The 11955-nt window shown below is 54.7% G+C and carries 9 protein-coding genes; 4 read left to right on the top strand and 5 right to left on the bottom strand.

Annotated elements, in window-relative coordinates; translation table 11 throughout:
• Positions 1–36: 36 nt before the first annotated feature.
• From FJV47_RS00860 to helR, 3 genes are read right to left on the bottom strand one after another with little or no spacing between them, the layout of a single operon-like run.
• A complete protein-coding gene (locus FJV47_RS00860) occupies positions 37–654 on the bottom strand; it encodes a response regulator transcription factor (protein WP_159609256.1) in 618 nt (205 codons plus the stop codon).
• On the bottom strand, positions 651–1898 hold the full coding sequence (locus tag FJV47_RS00855; RefSeq protein WP_159609255.1) for a sensor histidine kinase: 1248 nt from the start codon (positions 1896–1898) through the stop codon (positions 651–653). Before FJV47_RS00855 ends, FJV47_RS00860 begins: the two co-directional genes overlap by 4 nt.
• 28 nt (positions 1899–1926) lie before the next feature.
• Entirely contained in the window at positions 1927–4086 is a 2160-nt protein-coding gene (gene helR, locus FJV47_RS00850) for an RNA polymerase recycling motor ATPase HelR (protein ID WP_159609254.1), read from the bottom strand.
• Positions 4087–4514: 428 nt separating this feature from the next.
• On the opposite strand from helR, the gene ileS reads away from it, so the two are divergent.
• Genes ileS through ndk form a run of 4 tightly spaced genes read left to right on the top strand, consistent with a single transcriptional unit; the run spans position 4515 to position 10017 of the window.
• Entirely contained in the window at positions 4515–7775 is a 3261-nt protein-coding gene (gene ileS / locus FJV47_RS00845) for an isoleucine--tRNA ligase (RefSeq protein WP_159609253.1), read from the top strand.
• Positions 7776–7831: 56 nt separating this feature from the next.
• Positions 7832–9127: a folylpolyglutamate synthase/dihydrofolate synthase family protein gene (locus tag FJV47_RS00840; RefSeq protein WP_159610021.1), complete on the top strand. Its 1296-nt coding sequence runs from the start codon at positions 7832–7834 to the stop codon at positions 9125–9127.
• Complete coding sequence (locus tag FJV47_RS00835) at positions 9127–9561, top strand: DUF4233 domain-containing protein (protein ID WP_159609252.1); 435 nt, start codon at positions 9127–9129, stop codon at positions 9559–9561. Before FJV47_RS00840 ends, FJV47_RS00835 begins: the two co-directional genes overlap by 1 nt.
• Before the next feature lie 39 nt (positions 9562–9600).
• Positions 9601–10017 (top strand): nucleoside-diphosphate kinase, encoded by a 417-nt coding sequence (gene ndk / locus FJV47_RS00830; protein ID WP_159609251.1) that lies wholly within the window; start codon positions 9601–9603, stop codon positions 10015–10017.
• 63 nt (positions 10018–10080) lie between these two features.
• Here ndk and FJV47_RS00825 read toward each other — a convergent pair whose 3' ends face one another.
• Positions 10081–10329 carry a hypothetical protein gene (locus FJV47_RS00825; RefSeq protein WP_159609250.1) on the bottom strand — a complete coding sequence of 83 codons (249 nt, stop codon included), beginning with the start codon at positions 10327–10329 and terminating at the stop codon, positions 10081–10083.
• Between the two features lie 259 nt (positions 10330–10588).
• Positions 10589–11872: an AI-2E family transporter gene (locus FJV47_RS00820; protein WP_159609249.1), complete on the bottom strand. Its 1284-nt coding sequence runs from the start codon at positions 11870–11872 to the stop codon at positions 10589–10591.
• Between the last annotated feature and the right edge of the window lie 83 nt (positions 11873–11955).

The raw sequence follows: 11955 nt of genomic DNA, 5'->3' as shown, positions 1-11955 counted from the left end.
GCGGGTTTTGGCGTGTCTAGTCGAGCAAGTTTAGTACTAGAGCAGTCCGTGGTCTTTGGCCTTGTTGATGGCATCAGTTCGGGTAGTAGCCTGAAGCTTGTCGAAAATGTGAACCAGATGGGTTTTGACCGTAGCTTCAGAGACAAAAAGTGCCTTGGCAATTTGTTTATTGCCGGCTCCCGTAGCAAGTTGAGAAAGCACATCTCGTTCACGTGCAGTCAGTTCCACCTTGGGGCGGCGCATGCCCTCGACCACACGAAGAGTCATTTCAGGGGCCAAAACCATGTGTCCGGCGGCGGCTTGCCGCAGAGAATCAACAATGGTTTGTGCGCTGACATCCTTGAGCAGATAACCGCAGGCACCGGCTTCGATACATGCCAAAATCTCTGCGTCCTTATCAAAGGTCGTCAAGATCAAGACTTGTGGAGCCTTGGGAAGCTTTCGGAGCACGGCTGTTGTTTGTGCGCCGTTCATGCCGGCACCCAAGCGAAGATCGCACAGGACAACATCAACCGTTGCGTTTCTGACGAAGTCTACGGCTTGCTCGCCGGTAGAGACCTCACCAACAACTTCGATATCTTCATAGTTGTCCAACAATGCACGTAGGCCGGTACGAACGATGGGGTGGTCATCAACCAACAAGATTTGGATCATGAAATTTCCTTTGCGAAGCGAAGCGGAAGATGAGCGCAGAGGGCTGTTCCCTCACCCAGGGCACTTTCGACGTCAAGTCCGCCGCCAAGCTCTTTAAGCCGACGGTTCATGGCGGTCAGACCGAAACCACCCACAGCGGGATTGTGTTGCAGGCGTCCGGTCGGTGGGGTGAAGCCACATCCATCATCCACGATGTCCAAACGTACCTCGTCGTCACTGTAGCTCAAGCTCAGCACTACAGCCGTGGCTCGTGCATGGCGGCGGACATTGGACAACGCTGACTGGGCAGTGCGAAGCAAGGCTATTTGCACGCTGGGGTCTAGCAACGGCAAGCCTGGTTCTATATCGATCCTCGTTCGTACACCTGAATCCACCGCGAAGTCGTCAAGAATTCGGGACAAGGCTCCGGCGAGCGCTTGGGAATCAAGCTCCGCTGGAGCTAGGGCGGCGATGATTCGACGAAGATCGCTCAGGGCCTGTCCGGAAAGATGGTCGATGCGCTCTAAGGCTTCATGTGCGGCCTCGTAATTGTTTGCTGCGTTGGCGGCTTTAGCATGTAGTCCTATCGAGGAAAGTTGTTGCGCTATGGTGTCGTGGATTTCTCGGGCTAGACGAGTACGTTCAGCTGCTATGCCTGCCTCTCGTTGCGAGCGGGCCAACTCCTCTTGCAATGCTGAGGTTTCTTCCTGAGCGCGGATCAGGGAGTTGAGCAATGAGGTGCGCTCTTGAGCGTCACGTTCCATCTGGAGATACCCACGCGAGATGCCCCAAGCGAACAGTCCACCAACCAACGGGCCAGCCGCGGCGGCGACACTTAGTTCACTGTGTTGCAGGTACGGTGCGATCAGGGTGAATGCATAGACCACCAAGGACCAAAGGATGGAGGGCACGAAGGGAAGCTGATGACCAAGTAACAGCCACAGGCTGAAGGCCAGCCACATGAATTCTGCCGAGATAAACAGGCTTGAAATCCAGATGACCAGTAGTATCGCGAGCCACCAGGCAGGTTTGTTGACGATTTTGTTCTTGCTGAAAGGGATAAATCCCACTGCATACCAGCCCGCAAAGAGCACCGACACAAGGATTGCGGTCCACAGATGATCTGGTGTTGAAACTTGGCGAAGCAGTGCAATCACCAGCAAGATCGCAGTGACCAAATGTTGCCCCCACAGCAGCACTCTTGGCGAGGCAAAAGAATGCTGCTGGATGTGGGCGTCCAGTCGTAGCTGCTCAGGTGTACTCATGAAGCCAGCCTACTAAATTCGTGAACCTCTACTGACCTGTGAACACCACCATTTGAGCTGTTGCTCGGGTCATGGCGATGTATCGGCGCACCGCACCAGATTGACCCTGGCCGAATCTCTCTGGTCGGTAGACTGCAACAAAATCGAATTCAAGACCTTTGGCGTTCTCCACGGACAGGGAACTTACCCGATCTGTTGATTCGAAGTTCGGATGCCCGATAACTGCTGCGGTTCCTTCAGGGTGAGTGCTTAGCCACTGTTCAAGTAGTGGTGTCAACTGATCAGGAAGCGCAAAGTGAACAGGTTCTCCGTTAGTTCTCAAGGATTCTGGAATATTGGCATGTGGTATTTGCTCACGGACCTGTTCGGCGGCAACTTCCATAATCTGGGCAGTGCTACGGTAGTTCACCTTCAACTCGGACACGGTGAGCTCTTTAATCCCTAGCTTCTTTAAGCGTTGCTCCCATGTACCAACAAAGCCTGCCGATGCCTGAGCCCTATCACCGACAATAGTTAAACTCCCGGAAGGGCATCTACGCAGGATCATGGCCCACTGCGCATCGGTGAGATCTTGGGCTTCATCAACGACGATATGTGAATAGGGGCCGTCAAAACGTTCAGGCGCGTGCTCCGGTTCTAGGTGTTGACTGATCAGTTGTTCCTGAAGGTCAGCGTGGATCAATTGAGAGCTGAGATCTTCCTTGTCGTCGGCGGACTCTAGCAAATCGGAGATCACCTCCTTCCACTGCTGACGTTCTGCATGCTGAACCGCCTGACGGTGCCGATGTTGCGCTTCAATGGAAAGATCGCCGGTCAAGAAACGTGCGTAGTCGATGAGCGGGAGATCCGCTGTAGTCCACGAGAGTGCTGACCCAGCGTCCAGCAGTTTCTGGATCTGCGCGCTGTTTAGCTCGACCCCGCTGTAATGCAACAGTGCTGGCGTCGTATAGAGGGTACGCAACAGATTCATCGGATCTAGTAGTGGCCAGAACTCGTTCAGATACTCGTTGAAGTCGGTGCTGCTTTCGAGTTCGCGGTGCAAGCTCTGCTTACGGGACTGGTCATTTGTAAGCCGGGGGAGTATTAGCTCCAGAAGGGCATTACGTAATTGACCCCGTGCTTCATTGTGGGGCGCCGTGGCATCGATCATTGATATGGCACTACGCCACAAAGAGACACAGATGCTCACCGTGCCGTCGGTAAGTTGAATTTCTAGACTGGTGGAAGGCGGTTCTTGGAAAACCTGCACGGCCCTTTTGATGGTTCGAAGCATTGAGCCAGTTGACTTAATTTGGCTGAGTTCCGGATCCGTCTCAGCTAGCACTTCATCATGAATCGAAACTATGTTCGAAAGAGTGGATATCTGTACTTCGTCCTCTCCAAGATTCGGCAGAACATCCGAGACGTACGCCGAATAGGCATCGTGTGGACTCACTACCAAGACCCTGCCGCCTTGACTGCGCAAGCGCGGGTCTGCATACAGCAGGTAAGCGGCCCGATGTAACGCCACCACTGTCTTGCCAGTTCCAGGTCCGCCGTCCACGACCAAGGCTCCCTTGGAGCTGGCACGAATGATGGCGTCTTGATCCGATTGGATCGTTGAAAGTACATCCTGCATTTTGGATGACCGGGCAGTGTCCAATGAAGCAAGAAACGAAGAGTGATCATCTAACTTCGAATGTGAAGCTAAGAGTGAAGGTTCGAATACCTCATCCCAAAAATCTGTGATGAGTTGGCGACGCCATTTATAACGCCGACGCATTGACAGTCCGTAAGTTCTTTCGTGGGTGGCCGCGAAAAATGGTTCGGCAGCTGCCGTTCGCCAATCAAGCATGAGTTGTTTTCCGTGATCATTGCTCAGCCCGATGCGTCCAACGTACTGGCGCTCGCCGGTCTCGGCATTCTCCATGAACCCTAAGCACGCTAAGGGGCCGGTGCGCTCTAACTGGCGAAGTTGTTGGGCTAACTCGCTCAGTTCAACATCGCGTTCCAAGGACTGCTGCAATTTTCCGGCGTGGTCCTGGCCCCGTCGAACAATTCGGTTCAATGTTTCAGCTCGGAGTTGCTCAACGCGCAAGGCAATAGCGATCAACCGCTGGTCATCCTCGGCGATGCTAAGTGCCGCATCGGTCATGGCTTGCTGTGCGGAAATCTCAAAATAACTTTCGATGTTGGTTCTTAATGGCACGTAGACTCCCGGACGTAGGCGGATTTCAAAGCGGAAGTCATTGATTATGAACCATAGGTGGGGCCTTGCGGCAAGACCCCCTGTACGCGCTATTCTGAAAATGTAGGAAGTGAAGGCTTGGCATTCAGATGTTGTGTTGTGAGCCTGCACTCACTTGTGTTCAGTGACGTTCTGGCGAATTTTCAGCACGGGCATCACGCGGTACGATAGATGTATTCAGGTATTGATCCGGCCATCACCGGGGAGCCTTCGGAAGAAAGGTGAGCTTCATGCTCGCTTAGTAGAACCGAACGGGACCAGCCCGTCACAGCTGATGATAAGTGGTTCCCTATCATTTGGTGGGGGATAAGCGGGGTGGTACCGCGGCAATTCTGCCGTCCTCGTAGGCAAGGATTTATCGACCCTACGCTTGAAGGACGGCCCATTCGATGAGCTTTTACCCGAAGGTCACCTCTGACCCATCCGGTTCGACCCCGGCTTCACCGCGCTTCCCAGAACTAGAAAAGCGCGTCCTCGAATACTGGAAGAACGATGACACTTTCCAGGCCTCCATTGATCAGCGTGAGGGCGAAGAGTTCGTCTTCTACGATGGCCCTCCCTTCGCTAACGGCCTGCCACACTACGGCCACCTGCTTACCGGCTATGTCAAGGACCTGGTAGCTCGTTACCAGACCCAGCGTGGCAAGCGTGTTGAGCGTCGCTTCGGTTGGGACACCCACGGTCTGCCCGCCGAGCTGGAAGCCATGAAGCAGCTTGGCATGAACGACAAGAAGCAGATCGAAGCCATGGGCATCGATAAGTTCAACGACGCCTGCCGCACCTCGGTGATGAAGTACGCCGATGAGTGGAAAGAGTATGTGAACCGTCAGGCTCGTTGGGTCGACTTCGAAAACGACTACAAGACCCTGAACGTTGAGTACATGGAGTCGGTGATCTGGGCGTTCAAACAACTCTCGGACAAGGGCCTGACTTACCAGGGCTTCCGCGTGCTTCCATACTGCTGGAAGGACGAGACCCCACTGTCCAACCACGAGCTGCGTATGGACGACGACGTTTACAAGAACCGCCAGGATCAGACTGTCACCGTCGGTTTCACCATCCTTGCCGGGCAAACCGAAGCTTCCAAGGCACTAGCTGGCGTTCAAGCTCTGGCTTGGACCACCACTCCGTGGACTCTGCCAACCAACGCCGCGTTGGCTGTGCACCCATCGATCGAATACGTCGTTGTACCGGCTGGTGAAGCTGGTGTGAAGGCCTCGGACGCTGCCGGTCCATTCCTATTGGCTAAGGACCTGCTCGGATCCTACGCCAAGGACCTTGGTTACAAGGACGTCAAGGAAGCTACCGCCGCGATCACCGCCACCTTCGCTGGCGCGGATCTGGCCGGCGTACGTTACCAGCCGTTGTGGGATACCTACACCGATACCGAAAAGTACGGTACCGAGAACGCTTGGCAGATCGTCACCGCGGACTACGTAACTGTCGCAGACGGTACCGGCATCGTCCACCAGGCACCTGCCTACGGTGAAGATGACCAAAAGGTCTGCGAAGAAAACGGCATTCCGGTCATCCTCTCAGTCGACGAAGGCGCCAAGTTCCTTTCCGTCTTCGCCGATGGTCCGCTCAACGACATTGTTGGTGTTCAGGTCTTCGACGCAAATAAGACCATCACCAATGTGCTCAAGGACGAAGCAAAGCTGGTAAAGCAGGCTTCCTACGAGCACTCCTACCCACACTGCTGGCGTTGCCGCACCCCGCTGATCTACCGTGCGATCTCCTCCTGGTACGTAGAGGTCACCGCGTTCAAGGACCGCATGTTGGAACTGAACGAACAGATCAACTGGATTCCGGGCAACGTGAAGCATGGACAGTTTGGTAAGTGGCTAGAAAATGCCCGTGACTGGTCCATCTCCCGCAACCGTTTCTGGGGCTCGCCCATCCCGGTATGGGAGTGCACCGGTGCCGATTGTACTCATCGTGAAGTCTTCGGCTCGCTAGAGGAACTGAAGAACTTCTTCGGACGACTGCCAGTGAACCATGAGGGCCAGCCAGATCTTCATCGCCCATTTATCGACGAGCTGACCAAAGCCCATGAAGGCTGTGCAGCTGGTGGCACCTTGGTGCGCGTGGAAGACGTCATGGATGTATGGTTCGATTCCGGTTCCATGCCTTTCGCTCAGGTGCATTACCCATTCGAGAACCGTGATTGGTTTGAGAACGGTCATAACCCTGCCGACTTCATTGTGGAATACATCGGCCAGACCCGTGGCTGGTTCTACATGCTCCACATCTTGTCCACCGCGCTCTTTGACCGCCCAGCCTTCACCAACGTGATCTCGCACGGAATCGTCTTGGGTTCCGATGGTCAGAAGATGTCTAAGTCCCTGCGCAATTACCCGGATGTCACCGAGGTTCTTGACCGCGATGGTTCCGATGCGATGCGTTGGTTCCTGATGGCCAGCCCGATCCTGCGCGGCGGCAACCTGGTGGTTACCGAACAGGGCATTCGCGACGGCGTGCGCCAGGTGCTGCTGCCACTGTGGAACGTCTGGCACTTCTTCAACCTCTACACCAACTCCGCCAACAACGGGGCAGGTTACGAGGCAAAGCGTTCGACCGCCTCCACCGATCCGTTGGATCAGTACATGCTTGCCGCAACCGGTCAGCTGGTACGCGAGGTCACAGTTGCCCTTGATACCTACGAGGTTTCCGACGCAACCGAGGCTGTTCGCCAGTACATGGACACCCTGACCAACTGGTACGTGCGCCGGTCCCGTCAGCGTTTCTTCGACGAAGACACCCAGGCTTTCGACACCCTGTACACCGCACTGGAAACCCTAGTGAAAGTCACCGCTTCGTTGCTGCCACTGGCCAGCGAAGAGATCTACCGTGGGCTCACCGGTGAACGTTCGGTACACCTGACCGATTGGCCAGATGCTAACGATTTCCCTACCGACACTTCAATGCTCGAAACCATGGAAACCACTCGCAAGATCTGCTCGGTGGGTTCTTCGTTGCGCAAGGCTAAGAACTTACGCGTGCGTTTGCCGCTGGCTGAGCTGAAGATTGTTCTCACCGACGCTGCTCGCCTGGATGGCACCTACGCATCGATCATCAAGGACGAACTGAACCTCAAGGCTGTGACCTTGATTGACGCTGAAGGCGTCGATGCGGCTAGCTACGGTATCAGTCAGCAGTTGGTAGTCAACGCTCGTGCAGCCGGTCCACGATTGGGCAAGAATGTTCAGCAGGCTATCAAGGGCGCCAAGTCCGGCGACTGGTCAGTGACCGACGGAGTCGTGACCGCCGGTGGTTTGGAACTCGTCGAAGGTGAGTACACCTTGGACACCGTGGTAGATGCCGAAGGCGAGATCGCTGCAGCAGTGATCGACGGTGGCTTCCTGGTGCTGGACACCGAAGTTACTGACGCGCTGGCTGCCGAAGGTACCGCACGTGACATGATCCGTTCCATTCAGTCGGCACGTAAGGACGCAGACCTGCAGGTATCGGACCGTATCCAGACCGTGATCACCGCCAACGCTGCCACCATCGCAGCGCTGGAAGCTAACCGCGAGCTGATCTCCGGTGAAACTTTGACCGCGCAGTTGGAGTTGCGAGTCGATGAGAACGCAAAGGCTGAAAGCGTGAGCGTACAGAAGCTGGACACCACCACAGTAGAGGCTAACTAGTGAGCGAACTACAGCGGGTTTACGGCCAGTTGCTGGCCCGAGCGCCCGAAAACAAGATGGAACCTCGGATGGATCCGATGTTCCGTGCCATGGAAATTTTGGGGGAACCCAATAAGTCCTGTCCGGTAATTCATATCACCGGAACCAACGGCAAGACCTCAACAGCACGCATGATCGAGTCATTGCTCGGTGCTCATGACCTGCGCACCGGGCGATACTCTTCGCCTCATTTGGTTTCGGTCACCGAACGAATCAGCATTGACGGCGAACCCGTCGACGACGAAACTTTTGTCCGCGTATGGGATGAGATCCTGCCATTCATCGACCTGGTGGATGCTGAGCTCGTTGAGCGCGGTGAAAACAAGCTGACCTACTTTGAAGCGGTCACTATCCTGGCTTTCGCGATCTTCGCCGAGGTGCCGGTGGACGTGGTAGTGCTCGAAGTTGGATTGGGCGGGATCACCGATGCCACAAATGTGGCCGATGGCGATGTTTCGGTGTTCACCCCGATTTCGTTGGACCACACAGACCTGCTGGGTGATACCACCGAGCTAATTGCCGAAGAAAAAGTGGGGATCCTTAAGCCAGGAGGATGCCTAGTCTCTTCGGTGCAACCATCGGATGCGGCCGACGTGCTGCTGGGGCGTGCGCGTGAACTCGAAGTTCCCGCAGCTTTTGACACCTTGGACTTCAAACTCTTGGAGCGCAAATTAGGTGTTGGCGGTCAGCTCTTGTCTATTCAGGGACAGGCCGGACGCTACGACGAGATCTTCTTGCCGCTTTTTGGCGCCCATCAGGCACAAAATGCCACGGTGGCGTTGGCTGCCGTTGAAGCATTCCTCGGTGGAGGCCAGCGCGAGCTGAATGCGGACCTTGTCCGCCAAGGTTTCGCGGCAACTTCCAGCCCTGGGCGGCTTGAACTGGTGCGTAGTGCGCCGAGCATCCTGGTGGATGCCGGACACAATCCGGAAGGAATTCGCGTTTCAGCTGATGCCGTGAAGGAATCATTCGGGTTCACTCGACTGGTGCTAATGGTTGGCATTTTGCAGGAAAAAGATGCTGAGGCCATGCTCTACACCATGCGTGAAGAGTACGGCGACATGGTTGAAGATCTCTGCATTACCCAGTCATCTTCACCGCGTGCTATCCCCGCTGGAGAGTTGGCCAATATGGCCATGAACGCAGGCTGGCCTGAAGAAGACATCCACGTCACCGAAGATCTTGAAGATGCAGTGGAGTGGTCTGTAGGCCGCGCCGAAGCTGGGGAAGATCTCGGCGGCGGCGTGCTGGTCACCGGTTCGATTACACTGGTGGGCGAGATTTCTTTGTTGCTCAAAGGAAGTGAATCGTAATGGCCAAACTCACCCGTGCGCAGCGCGAGTGGCGTCCCGGTATGAAAAAGAAGCAGCGTTCCACTAAAACGATGTTTGCTTCCACCGTGTTGGTTTGTGAAGCTCTGTTGGCTGTTTTTGTCACCTTGGCGGCTTTCGGACTCAAGCGTGGGGGAGAGCCAGCGGTAGTGCTAGGCCTTGGTGCAGTCATCGCCTTGCTCTGCATTGTTACCTGTGCATTGTTGTCAAAGAGAATCGGATTCATCATCGGATGGGTCCTACAGCTGGTCTTTTTCCTCAGTGGCTTCATTTTGGTGGACATGTTCTATCTTGCCGCGGCATTCGCCCTGTGCTGGTGGTATGCACTATCAAAGGGTGAAGAAATTGACGTTGAAAATCGACGTCGCGCCGCAGCCCAAGAAGCTTGGGACCAAGCGCACCCAGAACAAGCTTAATAACCTAGTAATACATCAACGATACGAAGAGGTAGTCAAATGACTGAACGTACCCTGATCTTGGTCAAGCCTGATGGCGTTAAGCGCGCCCTGACCGGACAGATTCTTGCCCGCATTGAAGCTAAGGGCTACACCATTGCCAAGCTGCAGCAGGTGGAAGCTACTCGCGAGCTTCTGGCCGAGCACTACGCAGAGCACGAAGGCAAACCATTCTACGAACCACTGGTTGAGTTCATGCTCTCCGGTCCGGTGGTCGCCATTGTTGCTGAAGGTCAGGGCGTTATCCCTGGTTTCCGTTCCCTGGCTGGTACCACCGACCCAACCACCGCAGCGCCAGGCACCATCCGTGGAGACTTCGGACGAGACTGGGGCCTGAAGGTTCAGCAGAACCTCGTTCACGGTTCGGACTCCGTAGAGTCTGCAGAACGTGAAATTGGTATCTGGTTCGGCAAATAAGCTGAATGTAAAGAATCCCGACAGATCTCATGATCTGCCGGGATTCTTTGCGTCTGTGGATCCTTACAGCCAGTCGTCAAGGCTTTCGGTCGCCTGTGGGTCGCTGTCGCTCCGGTGATCCAGTTGCTGTTCTTCGGGCGATCCTATCGTGACGACTTGGTGATGCTCTGCTATTGAGTCGGCCAGATGTGGAAAAACATCATCAGCTGGCCCGTGATCAAAATTCGACATATACAATCCTTCCAGTCGCTCATGCAGTGTTCTCCTGAAGCGAGATGTAGCCGGATCAGGAAATGCAATATCGCGTTTCAAGTGAAACCTCCGGGGGTGGAAAGTTTCCCTTACCTACGTCACATTAAACACAAAGCCTAGTCTCGTGACAACGTTGTTTAGAAGAGAATATAACTACTGATGTGATTAGTAGGTGGGCCTGCGTTGAATAGTCAGCGACTATTTCATCGGCGAAGCTCATCGTAATACTACTTGGGACACGATGGGTAAAGGAAAACTCTCCGGTAAACCACCCTGAAACTCAGGGATGCTTCACCGGAGAGTAAACCATCAGGCGTTGCTAGCCTTTTGGTGCTTCGGCTGAGTCGTCCAAGTCATGATCCTTGTTATCCAAGGCTTCATCTTCCTCTTCGATCTCTGCTTCGGTTTGAATGTCGGCACTAGCCTCCGCTACCGGATTGGACTTGTCTCTGCCAGTCCAGACTTTAATAACCGCCCACGCTGCGGCTACTAGTGGGACAGCGAGTACCGCACCAATGATGCCTGCCAGTACGGTACCGCCAGTCAAAGCCAGCAGTACGACCAATGGGTGCAGGTTCAAGGCGCTGGCCATAACCACCGGTTGCAGGAAGTTGCCCTCTAGCTGGTTGACGACGATCACGGATGCTAGAACGATCAAGGCTACGACCGGGCCATTAGTCACCAAGGCGATCAGTGTGGCCAAGACACCGGCGACGGTGGCACCAACCATGGGTACGAAAGACCCGAGGAAAACTATGACACCCAGCGGGATAGCCAAGGGCACACGAACAATCAACAACGTCGCAGTAATGCCGATGGCATCCACAAGGGCCACGGTGGCAGTGCCACGAATGTAACCGCCGAAAGTCTTCAAAGCGCGGTCCCCGGACTGGATCCACTTATTGCGGTAGTGCGAAGGAGTCCATGAAACAGCAAAGGCCCAAATGCGGTCCCCATCCTTCAAGAAGAAGAACAGGATCACCAGAAGAAGAACCAAACCGGTCAAGAAGCTGCCGGCAGCGCTGAGCGTATTGAGCGCTCCAGTGCCGAACTGTGAGCTAGTAATGAAGTTCGTGACCGTCTTGACCGCGTCATCAATCTGGCTCTGATCAATCTGGAAAGGAAGATCACCCAGCAGGGTCTGAACCATGTCATTGAGCTGATTGAAACCTTGAACAGCCTTGTCTACCAATTTCGGCCATTCATTGATCACCGAGAAAACAAGGCCGGTGCCGATGCCTCCGAGAACCAAGAATGTGCCAAGGAAAACGATCCAGGCCGAAAGCATTGGTGAGAAAGTCTTGCGCAGCTTCACTACAAGGGGCCAGAGTGCGCAAGAAATGATCACTGCCAAGAGGGTGGGGATCACGATCATCGTCAGCCGGAGCATGCCGATAATGAGGAATCCGGCCAGCGCTCCCACAATGAGGAGCTGGGCGCTACGGATACCAAGCCGGCCCAAAAGATCTGTCCATAGTCCACCGACGGTGAATTCCGGGCTTGCCTCGCCTGAGGCCAATTGCTGAGTGTGTGCTGAAGTTTTTACTGAATCTATCTGTTTCTTCTTTGGCGGTTGGGATTTACCCTTGCCGAACAAAGCCATTGTTGCTCCTCATAGCTTGTACTAATTTAGTTCTAACCATAGGTCAACAGGTTGACTCGCACCTAGGCCGACACCACAGCGTC

The organism is Glutamicibacter sp. JC586 (genome assembly GCF_009805585.1).
Taxonomy (GTDB): Bacteria; Actinomycetota; Actinomycetes; order Actinomycetales; family Micrococcaceae; genus Glutamicibacter.
The sequence above is the reverse complement of the archived record's forward strand: the minus strand, read 5'-3'. Positions and strand labels throughout refer to the sequence as shown.